The organism is Kitasatospora sp. NPDC091207, assembly GCF_044768625.1.
Taxonomy (GTDB): Bacteria; Actinomycetota; Actinomycetes; order Streptomycetales; family Streptomycetaceae; genus Kitasatospora.
Genome location: NZ_JBIVVS010000025.1, coordinates 12,124 through 31,452 on the forward strand (window position 1 = coordinate 12,124; position 19,329 = coordinate 31,452).

At 75.5% G+C, this 19,329-nt stretch carries 15 protein-coding genes; 9 read left to right on the top strand and 6 right to left on the bottom strand.

Annotation, left to right across the window (positions count from 1 at the left end; genetic code table 11):
- Positions 1–109 precede the first annotated feature (109 nt).
- Positions 110–1,456, bottom strand: a complete 1,347-nt coding sequence (locus ACIQTO_RS30665) for a phosphoribosyltransferase family protein (protein ID WP_402394813.1) — start codon at positions 1,454–1,456, stop codon at positions 110–112.
- A 267-nt stretch (positions 1,457–1,723) separates the two neighbouring features.
- Here ACIQTO_RS30665 and ACIQTO_RS30670 point away from each other — a divergent pair, with 267 nt between their 5' ends.
- From ACIQTO_RS30670 to ACIQTO_RS30685, 4 genes are all read left to right on the top strand, one after another.
- Positions 1,724–2,836, top strand: a complete 1,113-nt coding sequence (locus tag ACIQTO_RS30670) for a hypothetical protein (protein ID WP_402394816.1) — start codon at positions 1,724–1,726, stop codon at positions 2,834–2,836.
- A 137-nt stretch (positions 2,837–2,973) separates the two neighbouring features.
- Positions 2,974–3,615: a hypothetical protein gene (locus tag ACIQTO_RS30675; RefSeq protein WP_402394818.1), complete on the top strand. Its 642-nt coding sequence runs from the start codon at positions 2,974–2,976 to the stop codon at positions 3,613–3,615.
- Positions 3,612–4,022, top strand: coding sequence for a hypothetical protein (locus ACIQTO_RS30680; RefSeq protein ID WP_402394820.1), 411 nt, complete (start codon positions 3,612–3,614; stop codon positions 4,020–4,022). Before ACIQTO_RS30675 ends, ACIQTO_RS30680 begins: the two co-directional genes overlap by 4 nt.
- A 181-nt stretch (positions 4,023–4,203) precedes the next feature.
- The gene (locus ACIQTO_RS30685) at positions 4,204–4,383 is read left to right on the top strand and encodes a hypothetical protein (protein ID WP_402394823.1); all 180 of its coding nucleotides are present in this window, start codon (positions 4,204–4,206) and stop codon (positions 4,381–4,383) included.
- A gap of 166 nt (positions 4,384–4,549) precedes the next feature.
- Here ACIQTO_RS30685 and ACIQTO_RS30690 read toward each other — a convergent pair whose 3' ends face one another.
- On the bottom strand, positions 4,550–6,841 hold the full coding sequence (locus ACIQTO_RS30690) for a sensor histidine kinase (protein WP_402394825.1): 2,292 nt from the start codon (positions 6,839–6,841) through the stop codon (positions 4,550–4,552).
- A gap of 353 nt (positions 6,842–7,194) precedes the next feature.
- Here ACIQTO_RS30690 and ACIQTO_RS30695 point away from each other — a divergent pair, with 353 nt between their 5' ends.
- The 3 genes from ACIQTO_RS30695 to ACIQTO_RS30705 all read left to right on the top strand — a co-directional run bounded on the left by ACIQTO_RS30695 (position 7,195) and on the right by ACIQTO_RS30705 (position 11,865).
- Entirely contained in the window at positions 7,195–7,878 is a 684-nt protein-coding gene (locus ACIQTO_RS30695; protein WP_402395051.1) for a response regulator, read from the top strand.
- A gap of 177 nt (positions 7,879–8,055) precedes the next feature.
- Complete coding sequence (locus ACIQTO_RS30700; protein WP_402394828.1) at positions 8,056–10,317, top strand: sensor histidine kinase; 2,262 nt, start codon at positions 8,056–8,058, stop codon at positions 10,315–10,317.
- 276 nt (positions 10,318–10,593) lie between these two features.
- Entirely contained in the window at positions 10,594–11,865 is a 1,272-nt protein-coding gene (locus ACIQTO_RS30705) for a M28 family metallopeptidase (protein WP_402395054.1), read from the top strand.
- 77 nt (positions 11,866–11,942) lie between these two features.
- On the opposite strand, the gene ACIQTO_RS30710 is transcribed toward ACIQTO_RS30705, so the two are convergent.
- On the bottom strand, positions 11,943–13,643 hold the full coding sequence (locus ACIQTO_RS30710) for an acyl-CoA dehydrogenase family protein (protein ID WP_402394831.1): 1,701 nt from the start codon (positions 13,641–13,643) through the stop codon (positions 11,943–11,945).
- Between the two features lie 71 nt (positions 13,644–13,714).
- Positions 13,715–14,272 carry a PadR family transcriptional regulator gene (locus ACIQTO_RS30715; RefSeq protein ID WP_402394834.1) on the bottom strand — a complete coding sequence of 186 codons (558 nt, stop codon included), beginning with the start codon at positions 14,270–14,272 and terminating at the stop codon, positions 13,715–13,717.
- Between the two features lie 290 nt (positions 14,273–14,562).
- Here ACIQTO_RS30715 and ACIQTO_RS30720 point away from each other — a divergent pair, with 290 nt between their 5' ends.
- Complete coding sequence (locus tag ACIQTO_RS30720) at positions 14,563–15,033, top strand: SPW repeat protein (protein ID WP_402394837.1); 471 nt, start codon at positions 14,563–14,565, stop codon at positions 15,031–15,033.
- 149 nt (positions 15,034–15,182) lie between these two features.
- Here ACIQTO_RS30720 and ACIQTO_RS30725 read toward each other — a convergent pair whose 3' ends face one another.
- Positions 15,183–16,577: a class II fumarate hydratase gene (locus ACIQTO_RS30725; RefSeq protein WP_402394839.1), complete on the bottom strand. Its 1,395-nt coding sequence runs from the start codon at positions 16,575–16,577 to the stop codon at positions 15,183–15,185.
- Positions 16,578–16,809: 232 nt separating this feature from the next.
- Between ACIQTO_RS30725 and ACIQTO_RS30730 the strand changes: the two genes are divergently transcribed.
- Entirely contained in the window at positions 16,810–18,642 is a 1,833-nt protein-coding gene (locus ACIQTO_RS30730; RefSeq protein ID WP_402394842.1) for a cholesterol oxidase substrate-binding domain-containing protein, read from the top strand.
- 43 nt (positions 18,643–18,685) lie between these two features.
- Here ACIQTO_RS30730 and ACIQTO_RS30735 read toward each other — a convergent pair whose 3' ends face one another.
- Positions 18,686–19,168 (bottom strand): helix-turn-helix domain-containing protein, encoded by a 483-nt coding sequence (locus ACIQTO_RS30735; protein ID WP_402395057.1) that lies wholly within the window; start codon positions 19,166–19,168, stop codon positions 18,686–18,688.
- Between the last annotated feature and the right edge of the window lie 161 nt (positions 19,169–19,329).

Consider the following 19,329-nt stretch of genomic DNA (forward strand, 5'->3'; position numbering starts at 1 on the left):
AGTTCGGGGTGGTTCGCGGGAGCTCTGTACGGCGGGTCCGGGCCGGTTCGGCGGGGCCGGCGGGTCGGTCGCGGGGGCGGTCGGAAGCGGGTGGTGAGGGGGCCGGTGGTCAGGGGGCCGGTGGTCGGCGAGCGGCCGGCGAGCCGGGCGGCAGGTACCGCAGGAACCAGTCGCGGGCCAGCTCGGCGACCCGGTCCAGCGTGCCCGGCTCCTCGAAGAGATGGCCCGCGTGCGGCACCACCGCCAGTTCACTCTCGCAGCGCAGCCGGGCCCGCGCCTGCCGGTTCAGGTCGATCACCCGGCCGTCCAGGCCGCCGACGATCAGCAGGGTCGGCGCGCTGACCTCGGCGAGCTCGGCGGGATCGGTGAGATCGGGCCGCCCGCCCCGGGAGACCACGGCCCGCACGCCCCCGCCCAGCCGGGCGGCCGTCCGGAGCGCGGCGGCCGCGCCGGTGCTGGCACCGAACAGCCCGAGCGGGAGCCGCCGCCCCCGGCTCGGCGGCAGCTCCGGGAGCAGCCGGGCCACGGCGGTCAGCCGGGCCCCGAGCAGGTCGACGTCGAACACCTTCCGTCGGTCCGGCTCCTCGTCCGCCGTGAGCAGGTCGAACAGCAGGGTGGCCAGGCCCGCCCGGTTGAGGGCCGCGGCCACCCGGCGGTTGCGGGGGCTGTGCCGGCCGCTCCCGCTGCCGTGGGCGAACACCACCACGCCCGCCGCGTCCGCCGGGACGGTCAGCCGGCCCGCCAGCCGGACGCCGGCGACCGGCAGGCTCAGCTCGTGGTCCACCCCGGCGTCGTCCGGTGGGGCCTCGGCGCGGGCGTCGGCGAGGTGGCGCAGCACCTCCTCGTCGCCGGTCTGCGAGAAGTCGTCGTAGAACTCGCCGATCGCGTAGAACGGGGACGGCGTGCGGACGCAGACCAGCTCGTCGGCGACCCCGGCCAGGCGGTCGGTCCACTCCTCGGGTGCCACCGGAACGGCCAGCACCACCCGGGCCGCCCCCCGGGCCCGGACGATCCGGCAGGCCGCGCGGGCCGTCGAGCCGGTGGCGATGCCGTCGTCCACCACGACCACGGTGCGTCCGCGCAGATCGGCGGGCGGGCGTCCACCCCGGTAACGGCGGGCGCGGCGCTCCAGCTCCGCGCGCTCGCGCACCTCGACCTCGGCGAGCTGCCCGGGGGTGACACCGGCCAGCCGGATCACCTGGTCGTTGAGCACCCGGACGCCGTCCTCGCCGATCGCGCCCATGCCCAGCTCGGGCTGGCGGGGCACACCGAGTTTGCGGATCACGCAGATGTCCAGCGGGGCGCCGAGCGCGGCCGCGACCTCGGCGGCCACCGGGACCCCGCCGCGCGGGAGGGCGACGACGACGGTGCCGGGGCCGCCCAGGTGACCGAGCAGCGCGGCCAGCCGGCGGCCCGCGTCGGTGCGGTCGGTGAAGTGGACTCCGGTGACGTGCATGGCGCGGCCTCCGAGTTCCACGGTACGTCGGCGGGCCGGGCGTCGGCCCGCCCCGCACCTGTCACACCCTGCTCCGTCCAGCGGCCTCGTCCCCTGCTCCGTCCAGCGGCGCGGCAGGTCCCGCTCGGTCCCGTGCCGCGCCCCGCGCGGGCCGGGACGGGCGGGGCGGACCGGGAGGGGCAGGGCGGCTCAGGTGCCCGGGGCGTCGGGCGGCCCATCGTCGAAGTCGGAGACGGAGTGGGAGGACGGAGTGGGAGGTGGACGGCGATGGGCAGCACCACCGCATTCGACCGTCGGATCCAGGCCGGGCCGGCGAACGTCCCGCTGGCGGTCCGCGACGGCGACGACTCCTGGGCGGAACTCGCCGAGCGGGCAGCCGGGTGGGAGGCGGACCGGGTGCTGCTCGTGACCGACGGCGCGGCGCCCGCCGAGTACCTCACCCGCGTCCGGTCGGTGGCCGCCGCCACCGCTCCGTGCACCGCGCTCGACCTGCGGTCCGCGCCGGCCCCCGGCCGGCCGCCGGCCGACCCGAGGGCCCCGGCCGGCCGGACCGTCGTGGTCGCCGTCGGCGGCGAGCAGGCCTGCGCCGTCGCCGCCGACCTGCGGCTGCCGACCACCCTGGCGGCCGCCGTCGGGCCCGCGCTCGCGCTGCGCCGACCGCCGCCGGACGCCCGCGCGCTGCCCGCCCGGACGGCGCCGGCGCTGGTCTGGGTCCGCAGCGACCTGCTGGCCGACCGGCCCGCCCCGGAGACCCGGGCCGGCCTGATCGGCGTGATCCGCCACGTCCTCGCCGTCTGCCCGGCCCGGTACGAGGCGCTCGCCGGGGCCCTCGACCCCGAGGCCCGGTACTCCGCGAGCACCGTCGCCGCGTTCCTCGCCGTCTGCGCGGACGCCCGGGCCGCGCTGGTCTGCTTCGACCCGTACGAGACCGGCCCGGCCCTCGCGCTGGCGTACGGGCGGCGGCTCGCCGCGCCGGTGCGAAGCGCCGCCGGACACCCGCTCCCACCCGGCGACGCCGAGGCCCTGGGGCTGCTGCTCGCCGCCCGGATCGCGGTCCGGCTCGGTCTGCTGGACGCGGCCGGAGCCTGGGCACACCGTGAACTGGTCGCCCGCAACGGCTCGGCGACCGGACTGCCCGGCGGTACGGACACGGAGGTTCTCGCCGACGCCGTCGCCGCGGCCCTCGCCGACGCCGTCGCCGCGGCCCTCGCCGACGGGTCCGGCCTGCTTCTGCTCGCGGGCCTCGGCCGGCCGTACTGCGCGGGCGGTCGGCTGCTCACTCCGGTCGGTGCGCCGTTGCTGCGGGCCGCCGCGGAGAGCTTGGGCCCGGTCGCCGTCCCGCACTGTCGCCGCCCGGTGCGTGCGCTCGTGACCGGGTGAGCCCGGGCCGGGCCGGGGCGCCGGACGGGAGCAGGACGGGACCCGGTCCCCGTGCGACCGGGACGGCGGGAGCCAGACCGTGGAGTGGCAGGGCGGACCGGAACGGACCGCCGCCGACCAGACAAGGAGTCATCGTCATGACGGGCACCGTCATCACCGACCTCCGCCGACGCGGCGCCGTCGACCCCAGCCGAGTGCTGACCGGGCCGCTGCGCGCGGTCGGACTGCGGTGGCTCGACCCGGGCCGCCGCACCGAGGTCGCCGCCGAAGGCGTCGAGCACGCCCTCTACGTCACCGCCGGCTCGGGCACGGCCACCGGCCCGGGGGCCGGGGCGCGGGAGACGCCCGACACCGGGATCCCGCTGGTCGAGGGCACCGCGCTGACGCTGCCGCTCGGCACGCGGACCGTACTCACCGCCGGCACGGCGGGGCTGGAGTTCTTCCAGGCCGTCCTCGCCGTCGGTGGGCACCCCGCCGGCTCCGAGGCCTCCGGCCGGTCCGACGACCGGCGGGGCACGGACGGCCACCCCGGGCACCGCCGCGACGCCCGTCCGGGCGCGGCGGACCCCGAGCGGTCCGAGCGCCCCCGGCGCGCCGGGGAGCCTGAGGAACGCGCGGAACCCGAGGAGCCCGAGCGTTCCGAAGGCCCTGAGAGCTCCGAGCACGCCGAACACTCCGAGGGCACCGCGAACCCCGCCGACCCCGAAGGCTCCGACAGCTCCGACAGCTCGGAGGAGCCCCAGAACCCCGACTGTCCGAAGGGAGGCGAGTCACGATGATCGTCACCACCGCCGCAGGCTCCGCCACCGTCCTGCTCGGTCCGAACGGCGAACGGATCCGTCTGCGCTGCCTGGCCCGGCGGTCCATGCTCGCCGCGGCCTGCGAGTCCTTCGACCACCTGCGGCTGAGTCCCGGCGCCCACCACACGCTGCCGGGGCGGGCCGGGGCCGAGATCGTCCTGCACGTGCTGCGCGGCTCCTTCCTCGTGGGCCGGGCCGTCGGTGAACCCGACCACCTGGCGGTCGACGGGGACCTCCTGTTGGCCCGCCGGGGCAGCCCGCTCCACCTGGAGGCCGGTCCGCTGGGCGCCGAGCTGCTCTGTCTCACCCTCGCCGTACCCCGCCGGGCCGCCGCCGCCCGGGAGGCCCTGGCCCGGCGGCGCACCGAACGACGCACCCGGCCGTGAAACCGGTCCGACCCCGCCACCACGACTCCGCCGCTCGACTCACGGTCGGGCAGCGGAGTCGTGGTGGGACCGGAACGGGACGGCGGTCCCATGCGCCCGGGGCGGGGGCCCGCGCAGGGTGGAGGAAGAGCGGCCGATCGGCTCGAACCGCTCGGAAGACGAAGAATCCGGAGCACCACCCATGGCAACGAACACGGCAACGAAGACGCTCTGCGTCGCGTCCGTACTCGTCGGCTTCGCCGCGGCGACCGTCGTGTGCAGGACCGCCGCCGACAGCGCGACGGCCAAGTCCGTCCCGGCGCCCGAAGCCGGCGGGACGGGCAAGCGGTGCAAGCCCGGGGAGAGGGACTGCAAGCGCTGAGCCCGCGGTCCTCCCGTCCGTCCCCGTCCCTGACGCCGACCCCCCGTCCCCGTCCCCCGCATATCCGCTTCCGCCCCCGGTGCTGTCGGCACCGGGGGGCGGAGACCGTCCCGGCGGCGCGCTGCCGCCCCGTCCGCCCCCGCTGTTCCTCCGCCCCCGCCGTCCGTCAGGCCGCGCCGGGCCGGTCGCCCGCCGGGACGTGGGGGAGTACCGCCGTCACCCGCGTCCCGTGCTCCGACGCCGGCGGTCCGATCGTGCAGCGGCCGCCGACCTCCGCCGCCCGGTCGGCCATCGAGCGGATCCCGACCCCGCCCCCTTCGCCGCCGGCGGGCGCCCGGGCGGGGTCGCCGGTGTCCGCCCGCCGGTAGCCGACCCCGTCGTCCTGCACGGTCAGCGTCAGCGTCCCCTCGTCCACCCGGACCACCACCTCGGCGCGACCGGCACGGGCATGGCGCAGCACGTTGGTCAGTGCCTCGGCGGTGATCCGGTAGACCGCCACCTCGACGGCGGCGGGCAGGGTCGGCAGCGGGTCCGGGGTCAGGGTGGCGGTGACGGCGAGTCCGGCGCCGCTGAAGGTGAGCGCGAGCTGCTGGATCGCCCGTGCCAGCCCGAACTCGCCGAGCGGGGCGGGCCCGAGCCGGTCGGTGATCCGCCGGACCTCCTTGATCGCCAGCGCGAGGTCCGCCGAGATCCCGACCAGTGCCTGCGTGACGCCCCCGCCACCGCCCTGTCCGGGCCGGCCTGCCGGGTCGCAGGCCCTCGCGGTCGGGCCGGCCTCGGGCGGCCCGGGGACGGTGGCGGGACGCACCGGGGCCGCGCCGGGACCACCCGCCGCCCACGAGGCGGCCGCCGACGCGGCGTTGTCCACCCGCAGGCGCAGTCCCGCCAGTGCGGGGCCGAGGCCGTCGTGGATGTCCCGGCGCAGCCGGCGCCGTTCCTCCTCCCGGGCCGTGACGATCTGCTCCCGGCTCGCCTGCAGGTCCTCCTGCAGGCGCAGCGACGCGACGGCGGGCGAGACCTGGTCGGCCAGCGAGCGCAGGATGTCGATGTCGCCGGCCGCCAGCCGCTCCTCGCCCGCGCGCAGCCCGACCGTCAACTCCCCGATCGTCGTGCCGTGGTGGACCAGCGCGAAGGACCGGCCGGGGCCGTCCGTGCGGCCCACGGCGGCGAGCGGGCGCCGCCCGGCCCGGGTGGTGACGCTCAGCGCGACCCCGGGCAGCCGCAGTTCCTCCGCGACGGTGCCGCACAGCACGGCCGGCAGCCGCTCGGGGTCCACGACCTGCCGGACCCGTCCGGCCAGGGTGCGCAGGACGTGGTACGGCTGGGCGCGGTCGCCGTAGTAGAGCCGGTCGACCACCCCGACGGCCCACCGGGCGGCCCGGGGCAGGGCGGTGCCGAGCCCGAACACCAGGGCGATCAGCGTCAGCCCGGCCGCGCCCCGGCCCGGGACCAGCCAGCCGGAGAGCACGGCGGCCGTCACCACGAACAGCGTGGTCAGCCCGGTGGCCAGGAGCAGCCCGGTCAGGACCGACCGGGCCGCCCGGTCGAGCCGCCAGCCGCCGTCCCGGATCACCAGACGGGCGACGGCGACCGCCCAGACCGCGCCGGCGGCGGCGAACAGCGAGTAGCTGAGCCAGTAGTCGTCCCGGAAACTGCGGGCGTAGTAGTCCTGCAGGCCGGCCCAGAGCAGGTAGGCGCCGAGCATGCCCGCCACGTGCGCCCGGTGGGCCGGGTGCGGCGGCCGGGGCGCGCCGTCGAGCCCCCGCTCCGGGCGGGGGGAGGGGCGGAGCAGCCGGGACAGCAGCACGGCGGCCGCGACGGCGACCAGCAGGTAGTTCACCGGGTCGTAGAGGCCGTCCAGGTGGTCCGCGATCGACCCGAGGAGGTGGGCGGGCGCGCTGTCGGCGAGCGGGTTCGGCCGGCCGTAGGCGCTCGGGTGGCTCAGGAACGACATGCCGTCCGGGATCTCCCAGAGCGCCACGGCGCCGATGTAGAGCCACCACCGCCGGTCGGTGAGCCGCCCGTACGGGAGCCAGAGCGGCAGGACGTAGAACAGGGTCTGGCTGACGGTGTCGCACACCGACCGCAGCACCGCGACGGCCCCGACGATGCCCGGGTCGGAGACCTCCACCCAGACGGGTGCCCCGGCGGCGCTGGGCAGCATCGAGGTCAGCGCGTAGACCAGCATCACCCAGCCGAGCGGACTGCCCGGGCGGTGGGCGTGCAGCAGCATGCCGGCGGCGGCGGTCGGCAGCGCGTAGAGCAGGATGGCGAGTTGGTCCCGGGGGTCGGCCACGCCGGGCGCACCCAGGTGGACGAGTACGTAGCAGGTCCACAGGGTGGCCACGGCCAGGCAGAGGGCCGTGCAGACCGCGGCGCCGGTGAGCTGCCGCCGGGCGGGCGTCCGGCGGGCGGTGGATCCGGGCGTCCGGGGTCGGGGAGGGATCACCGTGGTCATGGCACCGCCTCGGGAACGGGCTGGGTGTGTGGTCCGCCGACAGCCGCTCGTCGGGCACCACCTCAGTCTCGGCCGCCCGTCGTCCCGGGCACATGAGGCAGCGGTCTCGTCCCGTGCGCGACCGGCCGCCACCGGCGGTGCGGCGATCCGCGCATGTCACGGAAAGTCACGGACCCATCGCTGGTAGTGTCGGCCAGGTGGACCAACAGCACCCCGCCGCACCACCCGCCCCGCAGCCGGACGACCGGCCCCGGGCCGCTCCGCCGGGCGCGGGCGGCCCAGGCGGCCCAGGCGCTTCGGACGGCTCCGGCGGTCCCGACGGCTCCGGCGGTGCCGTGCACGCCGACGCCCCCGTGCTCGCCGGCGTTCCGGACGAGGAGCGGGACGCCGCCCCGGTCCGGGTGCTGATCGTCGACGACCATCCGCTGTTCCGGGAGGGCCTCAGGGCCGCGCTGGAGAGCGCGGAGGGGATCGTCGTGGTGGCCGAGGCGGAGCGGGTCGGCGAGGTCTCGGCCGCTGTCAACCGGAGCCGCCCGGACGTGGTCGTGATGGACCTCTCCCTGCCGGACGGCTCCGGGCTGGAGGCCGCGCGCCGGCTCTCCGAGCAGCAGCCGTCCCCGCCGGTGCTGATGCTGACCATGGCCGACGACGACGGCAGCCTGCTCGCCGCGCTCCAGGCGGGCGCGCGCGGCTACCTGGTGAAGGGCGCCGGCCGGGAGGAGGTGCTGCACGCGGTGCGGACGGTCGCGGCGGGCGGGGCGGTGTTCGGCGCGGACGTCGCCGGCCGGATCACCGTCCTGCTGGCGGGGGCCCGGTTGCGCGAGGCGGGGCAGCTGTTCCCCGCGCTCACCGCCCGCGAGGCGGAGGTCCTCGACCTGGTGGCGCGCGGGCTGGACAACCGGCGGATCGCCCGGGAGCTGGTGGTGGCGGAGAAGACGGTCCGCAACCACGTGACGCACATCTTCGAGAAGCTGCACGTCGTGACCCGCGCCGAGGCGGTGGCCCGGGCCCGTGACATGGGCCTCGGCGACAGCTGAGGCCGTCGGGCGCCCCGCCCGGGCCGGTACGTCCCGTCCGGAAGGGACGCGGGCGCGGGTACCGGCGTCCGGACGGGACGCGGGCGCGGACCGGTCCGGGATCGGGGGCGGGGGCCCGACCGGCCCCCCGCGCGCCCGGGGCGCCGGGAAGCCCAGGACGCGGGGGAGGAGGCCCAGATGAGCGAACCGGTTCCGGTCACCGGCGTCCGGCGGACCGGCCCGACCCGGGCGTACGGGGTCTGCGCCGCGACGCTGCTCTGCGGCCTCGGCTGGGTGCTGTTGGCCCTCGTCCACCAGGACGCCCCGTGGGCGGAGCCGTTCCTGCTCCACGACGGCGAGACGGTGCTGCTCGGCTTCGGTTTCGCGCTCTCCGGGCTGCTCGTCCTCGCCCACCGGGCCGGGCCCGACGCGCCCCCGCCGGACCTCGGCGACCCCGGCGACCCCGGCCACGCCCTGGGTACCCGCCCCCGCCGGTCCGCCGGCGCCGCCGCCGGTCACGCCGCCGGTCCTCCCGGGCTCGGCCTCGGGCTGGTCCTGCTGGCCGCCGGCCTCGGCGGCTGCCTCTCCCGCTTCGTGCTGTTCGCCGCCGCGGCGGTCGGCGCCGGTCCGGTGGCGGAGGCCGTCGGCGCGGCCCTGCTGCTCGCCTCCGTCACCCTGTTCGTCTTCCTGGCCGTCGCCCTGCCGCTCTGGCTCCCCGGGGGCCGGCTGCCCGGCGGCCTCGCGGGCCGGGGCTATGTGCTCGTGGTGGCGCTCTGGAGCGCCTGTCACGCGTGCGTGGTCCGGCTCGGGGTGCCGCTGCCGTACTTCGGCGACGTCCTGGTGCCCCGGGGGGAGGGGCTGCCGCTGGACGAGTGGCGGGTCACCCTGGTCTCCTGGGCGCTCGTCGTGGTCAGCCTGACGGTGGCCGCGGTGCGCTGGCACCACGCGGACCGCCCGCACCGGACGGTCGCGGTGGTGCTCGTCCCCTACCTGATCTGGCTGGTCACCACCAATGTCGCGCTCAGGCTGGGCCACGCGGAGAGCATCGCGGCGGTCGCCTACTTCACCGGTTCGGCGCTGTGGATGCTCGGCGCGGTCGGCTACGCCTTCACCCGGGACCGCTCGCGCTACCTGGACCGGGCGACCCGGCGGATGCTCAGCGTCCTCGCCCTCATCGCGGTGCTGATCGCCGGCTACCTCGGCATCGCGCTGCTGCTGCGCCACACGTTGCCCCAGGCCAGTACCGCCGGTGCCCAACTGCTCGCGGCCGGGGCGCTCGCGATCGGCGGGCTGCTCGGCCCGACCACCCGCTGGGTGGTCCGCGCCGTCGACCGGTTCTACTACGGCGACCGGGCCCGCCCCTACCAGGTGGTGCGCGCGCTCGCCGAGCGCCTCAGCCGGGCCGTCAGCCCCGCCGACGCGCCGCCGCTGCTCTGCGACACCGTGGTCGGCGCGCTCGGCCTGCCCGGCGCCAGGGTGGTCCTGCGCACCAGCGGAGGTCCGCACGAACTCGCCTCGGTGGGCGCCATCGGTCCCGACAGCCAGGTGTTCCCGCTCAGTTACGAGGGCGCGGTGATCGGCGACCTGTACGCGCCGCCGCGCGCCGGGCAGTCCGTGCTGGATGCCCAGGACCACGAGGTGCTGCGCTTCCTCGCCGACCAGGCCGCGCCGGCCATCGCCTCGCTGCGGATGTACGAGGAGGTGCAGTCCGGGCGGCGGCAGATCGTGCTGGCCCGGGAGGAGGAGCGGCGCCGGCTGCGGCACGACCTGCACGACGGGCTCGGGCCGACGCTGTCCGGGCTGCGGCTCGGTGTCGACACGGCGCGGGCCACCGTCCCGGCGGACTCGCCGGCCGCCCGCTCGCTGCGCGCGGTGTCGGCCGGGATCGGGCAGGCGATCGTCGAACTGCGCCGGATCACCGAGGGGTTGGCGCCCGCCGCGCTGTCCGGCGAGGGCCTGGCGGAGGCGCTGCGCCGCCTGGTCGCCGGGCTGGACGGGGAGCGCGTCAGGCTGAGCCTGGAGCTCGACCCGGACCCGCCGCCCGCGCTGCCGGCCGCCGTCGAGGTGGCGGTGCTGCGGATCGGCGGCGAGGCGCTGCACAACGTCCTGCGCCACTCGGGGGCCACCGAGGCCCGGTTGACGCTGCGGGTCCGCCCGCACGAGGTGGTGATCGAGGCCCGGGACGACGGCCGGGGCTTCGGGGGACTCCCCGGCTTCCAGGGGTTCCCGGGCGCCGGGGGTGGCGCCGGTCGCGGGGGCGGCGACGGCGCCGGCCGGGCCGGCTCGGGGCTCGGCCTGCGCTCGATGGCCGAGCGCGCCGAGGAGTTGGGCGGCGGGTTCACGGCGGTGAACCACCCCGGCGGCGCCCTCGTCCGGGCGGTCCTGCCCCGGACGCCGGTCGTGTCCGAAGCGACGGCCCCGACCACGGACGGAGCCGACCGCCCCTGGCGGGCCCCTTGACGGACGCCGGGGTTGGCCCAATCATCATGGTCGCGTCAACTTCGCGGCTGTGCCCCCGCTGTCACCGCATTCCGGCCGGGCTGTCCCGGTCGGCCCCGTTCCCGGCCGGACCCCAATCCGGCCGCCCCTTCGACCCGACGGCCAACCGCGAGGCTGTGCGCTTCCGTTCTGCCCCACCAGAATCTGGAGCCTCCATTGACCGAGCGCGCCTCGCGGCGATCCCGCCTGCGCCGATCCGCCCTGTCGGCCGGGGCGGTCGTCACACTCGCCGCCGCCCTGTTCGCCCCCGCCGCCGTCGCGGCCCCCGCCACCCCGGTGGCCCCCGCGGCCCCCCGGGCGGTTGCCGCCGCCCCCGACATCCCGGTCGCCAACGTCAAGGCGCACCTGGCCCAGCTGCAGTCGATAGCCACCGCCAACGGCGGCAACCGCGCCCACGGCCGTACCGGCTACAAGGCGTCGATCGACTACGTGAAGGGCAAGTTGGACGCGGCGGGCTTCACCACCTCGCTGAAGACCTTCACCTACAACGGTTCGACCGGCTACAACCTCATCGCCGACTGGCCGGGCGGTGACACCTCGCACGTCGTGATGGCCGGCGCCCACCTGGACTCGGTGACCGGCGGTCCGGGGATCAACGACAACGGCTCCGGCTCGGCCGGCATCCTGGAGACCGCGCTGGCCGTCTCCCGCGCCGGACTCCAGCCCGCCAAGCACCTGCGGTTCGGCTGGTGGGGCGCCGAGGAGTACGGCATGGTCGGCTCCAAGAACTACGTCAACAGCCTGCCCGCCGCCGAGCGTTCGAAGATCGAGACGTATCTGAACTTCGACATGATCGGCTCCCCGAACCCGGGCTACTTCACCTACCGCTACGACACCGCCCTGGACGCGCTGTTCCGCGACTACTTCGCGGGCATCGGCATCAGCACCGAGCAGGACTTCGAGGGCGACGGCCGCTCCGACCACGCCCCGTTCCAGGACGCGGGCATCCGGGTCGGCGGCCTGTTCAGCGGCGCGGACTACACCAAGACCAGCGCCCAGGCGGCGAAGTGGGGCGGCACGGCGGGCCAGGCGTTCGACCGCTGCTACCACTCCTCCTGCGACACCAGCGCCAACATCAACGACACCGCGCTGGACCGGATGAGCGACGCCATCGCGTACGCGATCTGGACGCTCTCGGCCGGCAGCACCACGCCGCCCACCGGTACCGTCTTCGAGAGCACCACCGACGTCCAGATCCCGGACAACGGCGCGGCGGTGACCTCCGACCTCGCCGTGACCGGCCGGACCGGCAACGCGCCCGCCGCCCTCCAGGTCGCGGTGGACATCAAACACACCTACCGCGGTGACCTGGTGATCGACCTGGTCGCGCCGAACGGCACCGCCTTCCGCCTGAAGGGCTCCAGCGGCAGCGACTCGGCGCCCAACGTGCAGACCACCTACACCGTCAACGCCTCCGCGGTGCCCGCCAACGGCACCTGGAAGCTCAAGGTCCAGGACGTGGGACCGCAGGACACCGGTTACGTCGACAGCTGGAAGCTCACCTTCTGACCCGGGTGACCGCACGGAACAGGGGGTGCCGGCCGCCGCCGGCACCCCCTGTTCCGCGGGCCCGCCCCGAGCGGCCGCTACGGCCGCATCTCGTACGCGCCCGACAGCGCCTCGACCAGGGTCCACACCTTCGCGGCCCGCTCGCCGTCCGCGACCGGGCGGCGGACGTTGGCCAGCGCCCACGCGGCCTGCGCCTCGGTGGTGGAGGCCTTCCCGTGCAGCTCGGTGGCGTGCTTGGAGAAGTCCCGCACCAGCGCGTCGAAGATCTGGTCCAGCAGGTCCGCGTCCAGGCCGGTCAGCTCGGCCTGCTCCAGCACCAGCTGGCCGTAGACGATGAGCGCGAAGAGCTGGCCGATCTCCAGCAGGAAGTCCAGGTCGGCCTGCTGCCGCTCGCTCGGCGCGTCGGTCAGCAGCAGCGCGCAGAACCCGTCGGCCTGCTCGCGGAAGCGGGCCACGTTCGGCAGGTGCGCGAAGGTGTCGTACGCGGTGCGCCAGTCGTGGAAGCGGATCGCGCCGAGGCCGCGGGCCGGGCCCTGGCGGAACAGGAACGCGTCGTCGGCGGCGTCCAGCCGGGTGGGCACCGGCGCGTAGTCGGCCGGGTCGAACAGGTAGTTGCCCATGAACTTGAGGATCAGCGCCAGGTTGACGTGGACGGTGCCCTCCAGCTTCGGCAGGCCGCGGATGTCCTTCGCCGCCTTGTCGAAGTAGGTGTCCGCCTCGAAGCCCTTGGCCGCGATGACGTCCCACATCAGGTCGATGACCTTCTCGCCCTCGGTGGTGACCTTCATCTTGGTCATCGGGTTGAAGAGCAGGTAGCGCCGGTCCTCGGGCGAGGCGCTGCGGAAGTAGTCCACCGCGCGGTCGGAGAACAGCTTCATCGCCACCAGGCGGGCGTACGCGTCGGTCAACTCGCGCCGCACGTGCGGGAAGTCGGTGACGTTCTTGCCGTACAGCACCCGGTTGCGGGCGTGCGTGACGGCCTCGTACATCGCGTGCTCGCAGATGCCGACCGAGGCCGCGCAGAGGTTGAACTTGCCGACGTTGACGGTGTTCAGCGCGGCGTCGAAGGCGGCCTTGCCGGTGTGCAGCACGTCCTCCGCCCGCACCGGGTAGTCCTCCAGGCGGAACTCGCTGACGTACATCTGCGCGTTCACGACGTTCTTGACCAGGTGGTACGCCTCGTGGCGGCTGTCGGCGGCGAAGAAGACGTAGCCCTCCGGGCCCTCGACGTCCGAGCGGCGGCCGAACACCGAGACCAGGCCGGCGACGTTGCCGTTGCCGATGTAGTACTTGGCTCCGGTGGCGGTGAAGCCGCCCTCGCCGTCCGGGGTGAGGATCATGTCGGTGGAGTAGATGTCGGCGCCGTGGCTGCGCTCGGAGAGCCCGAACGCCATCACGTGGCCCTCCGCCAGCAGCTGGGCGGCGCGGGCCCGGACGGCCTCGTTCTCGCTCTGCCAGACCGGGCCGAGACCGAGGACGGTGACCTGCCAGGTGTACCAGTAGCCCAGTCCGTAGAAGCCGAGGATCTCGTTCAGCTCGGCGATCCGGGCGGTGTCCCAGCGCTTGCCCGGGTCGGCCGAGGAGGGCGTCAGGAACTCCGCGAACAGCCCCTCCTTCGCGGCGAACTCCAGGAAGTCGGCGTACCAGGTGCGGTCGACGTAGGTGTCGATCAGCGCCTTCTTGCCGCGGGACTCGAACCAGTCCACGGTCGCGCGCAGCAGTCGGCGGGTCGGCTCGTCGAACTGGGCGGGGTCGTACGTACGCGGGTTGAAGAGCATCACGGGCTCCCGGGGGTCGAGGGTGGCGTATCGGGTGGGGCGTCGGGCGGCGGCCGGCCCGCGGGGCGGGGTCAGGCCCCGGTCGGGCCGGCGGCCAGGCGGTGCAGGGTGGCGAGCACGTCGTCCAGCCAGGCGAGGGTCATCCGCTCGTACTCGATGCCGCCGCGCAGCACCACGTGCTGCAACTGCTGCCGGGCGTCGAGGGCGGCCGGGTCGGGGAAGTCCCGCTGCTCGCCGTGCAGGTAGCGGGCGAGCAGGGCGGCATGGCTCTCACGGTGCCGCTCGACCTCGGAGAGCAGGGCGGCCGGGTCGTCGAAGGCCGCCGCGCGGATCTTGACCGCCAGCTCGTGCCGGACGGTCTCGGGTTCGACCGGCTCGCGCAGCCAGCCGGCCAGCGCCGCCCGTCCGGGGTCGGCCGCGGAGTAGACCTTCTTGTCCGGCCGGCCGTCCTGGGCGACCTCCTCGGCCGAGATCCAGCCGTCCGCCTCCATCCGCCGCAGCACCCGGTAGATCTGCTGGTGGGTGGCGGTCCAGAAGCGTCCGATGGAGCGGTCGAAGCGTCGGGCCAGTTCGTAGCCGGAGCCGGGCTGCTCCAGCAGCGAGACGAGGATCGCGTGCTCCAGTGCCATGAGCGGCATCCTGCTATGCAACGAGTTGCATAGGCAAGGGCACCCCGCGAGGGTGAGACACAGCTCACCGCGCGGCGGGGCGGGGGTGCGGGCGGGGTGGGGGCGGGGTGCGGCGAGGCGGCGCCGGTGTCCCGGCGGGGGCGGGACGGGCGCGGGACGGACGCGGCGGGGAAGGGCGCCGCGGGTGAGGCAGGGTAACGTCCGGGCAGAAATGGTGCAAAACGGCAGATCGGCGCCAAAATAGAACATGGCTGGCACCTTCCATGTGCCAGGCCGAGGAGGTGGTATCGGTGTCTACCCAGATTCCGATGGGCATGGAGCACCATCCGGACATCGTCGAACTACGTGAGCACTACGAGCGGGTCACCCTGACCCCGCGGGCCCAGGCCGTCGAGGCCCTGGCCGTTCTCGCCGGTCTGTTCCTGGCGGCCTCGCCATGGATCGTCGGCTTCACCGCATTCAGCACGCTGACCGTCACCTGCCTGATCGTCGGTCTCGCCTACTGCGTGCTGATGGCCGGGTACGGCTCGGCGTACGAGCGCACCCACGCGCGGGCCTGGGCGGCGACGCTGCTCGGTGCCTGGACGATGCTCTCCCCCTGGGTGGTGTCCGGAGAGGTCGACCGCGGCAAGAACATCGTCGTCTGCCTGATCACGGGCGCCGTGATGTTCCTGCTGGGGCTCGCCGCGATCTCGATGGCCACCATGACGTCGAACGGCGCGTCCATGCGACGCGGCCGGGCCGGCCGGTCCAGGGGCTGACGGAGCAGCCCCCCGAGCCGGGGCGCGGAGCGGCGAGGCCGCCGTCCGCGCCCCGGCGCACGTCGCGGGACCGGGGCGGGGAGCGGCCGGGGAGCGGTCCACGGCCGGGGGCCGGTCAGGGGTGGGCGCCGGTCATGACCGGGGGCCGGTCACGGGCGGGTCATCCGCAGCACGTCGAGGGCCTCGTCCAACTGCTCGCGGGTGAGCTTGCCCCGCTCCAGGTAGCCGCGCTCCAGCACCACCTGGCGGATCGTCTTGCGTTCGGCCAGTGCCTGCTTGGCGACCTTGGCGGCCTCCTCGTAGCCGATGTACCGGTTCAGCGGGGTGACCACCGAGGGCGAGGACTCGGCGTACTCGCGGGCCCGCTCGACGTTGGCGGTGATGCCGTCCACCGTCCGGTCGGCCAGCAGCCGGGCGCTGTTGGCGAGCAGCCGGATCGACTCCAGGACGTTGCGGGCGATCACCGGGAGCATCACGTTCAGCTCGAAGTTGCCGCTCGCGCCGGCCACCGTCACGGTGGCGTCGTTGCCGATCACCTGGGCCGAGACCATCAGCACCACCTCGGGCAGCACCGGATTGACCTTGCCGGGCATGATCGACGAGCCCGGCTGGAGGTCCGGCAGGTTGATCTCCCCGAGGCCGGTGCGCGGGCCCGAGCCCATCCACCGCAGATCGTTGGCGATCTTGGTGAAGCCGACCGCGACGGTACGGAGCTGGCCGCTCAGCTCGACCAGGCCGTCCCGCGCGCCCTGCGCCTCGAAGTGGTCGCGGGCCTCGGTCAGCGGCAGGTCGGTGGCCCGGGCCACCTCCTCGATCACGGCGGCGGCGAACCCGGGCGGGGTGTTGATCCCGGTGCCCACCGCCGTGCCGCCGAGCGGGAGTTCGGCGACCCGGGGGAGCGTCGCCAGCAGCCGCTCCCGCCCGTGCCGCACCTGCGCCGCGTACCCGGCGAACTCCTGGCCGAGGGTGACGGGGGTGGCGTCCATCAGATGGGTGCGGCCGGACTTCACCACCTGGGAGAACTCCGCCGCCTTCCGCTCCAGGGCCTCCGCCAGGTGCTCCAGGGCCGGGATCAGATCGTGGGTGACGGCGGCGGTGGCCGCGATGTGGATCGAGGACGGGAACACGTCGTTGGAGGACTGGCTGGCGTTGACGTGGTCGTTGGGGTGGACGGGCCGGCCCAGCCGCTCGCCGGCCAGCGTCGCGATCACCTCGTTGGTGTTCATGTTGGACGAGGTGCCGGAGCCGGTCTGGAACACGTCCACCGGGAACTCCTCGTCCCAGTGCCCCTGGGCGACCTCCTCGGCCGCGGCCGCGACGGCCTCCGCCGTCTCCTCGTCCAGGACGCCGAGCCGGGCGTTCACCCGGGCCGCGGCGGCCTTGATCCGGGCCAGCGCCGCGATGTGGGCCCGCTCCAGCCGCTGGCCCGACACCGGGAAGTTCTCCACCGCCCGCTGCGTCTGCGCCTGCCACTTGGCGGCGGCCGGGACGCGGACCTCGCCCATCGAGTCGTGCTCGGTCCGGAACTCCTGCTGCTCACCCATCGCGCGCTGCACCTCCTGGTCGGCCCCCGGCCGGGTCTGCTCCCCGGTCCGGCGGCGGTCTGCGCAACAGGACAGCCGCGCGTGGGCTCCCGGTATTTCCGCGCTGGGCGGGCGAACCGGGCAACCTTCACTCGAAAGAGTGAAGATCACGACGTGCCCGTCCGCTCGCGCCCGCCCGCTTCGTACGCTCGTGCACGCACCGGGGGAGACGATCACCGAGCAGGGGGCGGACATGGCGGCAGGACGACGCGACGGGGACGGTCTGAGCAGGCGGGAGGTGCTCGGCGCCTCGGCGGCCCTCGGCACGGCCGCCTGGCTGCTGCGCGGCACGATCGGGCCGGACAGCGCCCGGGCCGCCACCCCGGTGCCGCCCGCCCTGCCCACCGGCACCGAGCTGTACCAGCGGGTGTACCAGAACTGGTCCGGCGAGGTCCGCACCGACCAGCTCTGGACCTGCGCCCCGCGCACGCCCGAGGAGGTCCCGCTGCTCGCCGACTGGGCGCACGCCAACGGCTGGCGGCTGCGCGCCCAGGGGTACCGGCACACCTGGGCGCCGCTCACCGTCGCCGACGCCACCCCCGAGTCCGCCCGCGTCCTGCTGCTGGACACCACCCGCCACCTCACCGCCGTCACCGCCGACTCGCCGACCACCGTGCGGGCGCAGACCGGCGCCACCATGGAGAGCCTGCTCGCCCACCTGGCCGACCGCGGCCTCGGCGTCGCCAACTGCCCCGCGCCCGGCGAGCTCACCGTCGGCGGCGTGCTCGCCATCGGCGGCCACGGCACCGCCGTCCCGGCGGCCGGCGAGTCGCGCCCCGACGGCCACGGCTACGGCTCGGTCAGCAACCAGGTCACCCGGCTCACCGCCGTCGTCCACGACCCGGCCACCGGCCGCTACACCCTGCGCACCTTCGAGCGCTCCGAGGCCGACAGCGCCGCGTTCCTGGTCCACCTCGGCCGGGCCTTCGTCACCGAGGTGGTGCTCCGGGCCGGCCCCGACGTGCCGCTGCGCTGCGTCAGCCGGCTCGACATCCCGGCGAGCGAACTCTTCGCCCGCCCGGGCAGCCCGGGCGGCATCCTCGGCCGCCCGCGCACCTTCGCCGACTTCGTCGACCGCGAGGGACGGGCCGAGGCGATCTGGTTCGCCTACACCGACCGTCCCTGGCTGAAGACCTGGAGCGTCACCGCACAGCGCCCGCTCGGCTCCCGCGCCGTCGACGAGCCCTACAACTACCCCTTCTCCGACAGCATCCCGGAGCCGGTCGCCCGGCTCGCCGGCCAACTCGTCGCCGGCACCTGGGGATCGGCCCCGATCTTCGGCCAACTCCAGTACCTGATCGCCAAGGTGGCCCTCACCGGGGACATCACCGACGTGCTGCTCTCCGGCGGCCTGCTCCGTGAGCTGCTCTCCGGCGACCTGCTCGCCCACCTGCTCGCCGGCGGCCTGCGCTCCGACCTCTGGGGCCCCTCCCGCACCCTGCTGCAGTACGTCCGGCCCACCACCCTGCGGGTCACCGCCAACGGCTACGCCGTGCTCGCCCGGCGCGCCGACCTCCAGTGGGTCGTCTCCGAGTTCGCCGCGTACTACCGGCAGTTGCTCGCCGAGTACCAGGCGCGCGGCGAGTTCCCGGTCAACGGCGCGGTGGAGATCCGGGTCACCGGCCTGGACGATCCGGCCTTCAGCGGCGTCCCCGGCGCGCGGCCGCCGCTGCTCTCCGCGCTGCGCCCGCGCCCCGACCGCCCCGAGTGGGACAGCGCCGTCTGGCTCGACGTGCTCAGCCTCCCCGGCACGCCCGGCCTGCACCGCTTCGCCCGCGACCTCGAACAGTTCCTGCTGCGCACCTTCGACGGCACCCGCGCCGGCCTGCGCGTCGAGTGGTCCAAGGGCTGGGCGTACACCGCGGACGCCGCCTGGGCGGACCCGGACATGCTGGGCCGGGCCATCCCCGCGAGCCTGCGCGACGGCGGCGGCCCCGGCTGGGACGAGGCGGTCGCCGTGCTGGACCGCCACGACCCGCACCGGGTCTTCGGAAACCCCTTCCTGGACGGGCTGTTGACGTCCTGAGCCGGGGCCGGCCCGCAGGCCGGCCGGGCCGCCTGCCCCGGGCCTACACGTGCTCCATCACCATGACCGCCACGGTGTCCGGGGCGAGGGCGCGGAAGATGTGCGGGGCGTCGCCGGGGTAGCTGACGTAGTCGCCCGGGTGGAGTTCGACCGGCTCGGCCGGCGGCCCCACCAGGGCGCGGCCGGTGCTGAGCACCACGTGCTCCACCGTGCCCGGCATGTGCGGGTCGGAGGCCCGGGTCTCGCCCGGCTGCGCCTCGATCCGGTAGATGTCGCGGCGCGCGTTCGGCGGGCAGGAGGCCAGCAGGGTGGCGGCGTAGTCGGCCCGCTCGGAGTGGGTGACCGGCCCCTCGCCGGCCCGGATCACCCGCACCACCGGCCGCGGCGGGTCGACCAGCCGGCTGAACGGCACGTCCAGCGCGACGCCGAGGGCCCAGAGCGTCTCGACGCTCGGATTGCCCGCGCCCGACTCCAGTTGGGAGAGCGTGGACTTGGCGATCCCGGCCCGGCGGGCCAGCTCGGCCATGGACAGGCCGGCGCGCTCGCGTTCGCGCCGGATGGTCGCGGCGATCAGCCCGATCAGCTCCGAGCCGGAGGTGCCCCGGCCGCCGCCGGGGTTGCCGGTGGGGTCGTCGGTGGCGTTGGCGCCGGGGTCGGTGCCGGTGTTCGCACTCATTCGCGTTCGCT

Coding starts and splice junctions, on each gene's coding strand:
- ACIQTO_RS30665 (WP_402394813.1), bottom strand. CDS start 1,456: ATGCACGTCACCGGAGTCCACTTCACCGACCGCACCGACGCGGGCCGC.
- ACIQTO_RS30670 (WP_402394816.1), top strand. CDS start 1,724: ATGGGCAGCACCACCGCATTCGACCGTCGGATCCAGGCCGGGCCGGCG.
- ACIQTO_RS30675 (WP_402394818.1), top strand. CDS start 2,974: ATGACGGGCACCGTCATCACCGACCTCCGCCGACGCGGCGCCGTCGAC.
- ACIQTO_RS30680 (WP_402394820.1), top strand. CDS start 3,612: ATGATCGTCACCACCGCCGCAGGCTCCGCCACCGTCCTGCTCGGTCCG.
- ACIQTO_RS30685 (WP_402394823.1), top strand. CDS start 4,204: ATGGCAACGAACACGGCAACGAAGACGCTCTGCGTCGCGTCCGTACTC.
- ACIQTO_RS30690 (WP_402394825.1), bottom strand. CDS start 6,841: ATGACCACGGTGATCCCTCCCCGACCCCGGACGCCCGGATCCACCGCC.
- ACIQTO_RS30700 (WP_402394828.1), top strand. CDS start 8,056: ATGAGCGAACCGGTTCCGGTCACCGGCGTCCGGCGGACCGGCCCGACC.
- ACIQTO_RS30710 (WP_402394831.1), bottom strand. CDS start 13,643: ATGCTCTTCAACCCGCGTACGTACGACCCCGCCCAGTTCGACGAGCCG.
- ACIQTO_RS30715 (WP_402394834.1), bottom strand. CDS start 14,272: ATGGCACTGGAGCACGCGATCCTCGTCTCGCTGCTGGAGCAGCCCGGC.
- ACIQTO_RS30725 (WP_402394839.1), bottom strand. CDS start 16,577: ATGGGTGAGCAGCAGGAGTTCCGGACCGAGCACGACTCGATGGGCGAG.
- ACIQTO_RS30730 (WP_402394842.1), top strand. CDS start 16,810: ATGGCGGCAGGACGACGCGACGGGGACGGTCTGAGCAGGCGGGAGGTG.
- ACIQTO_RS30735 (WP_402395057.1), bottom strand. CDS start 19,168: ATGGCCGAGCTGGCCCGCCGGGCCGGGATCGCCAAGTCCACGCTCTCC.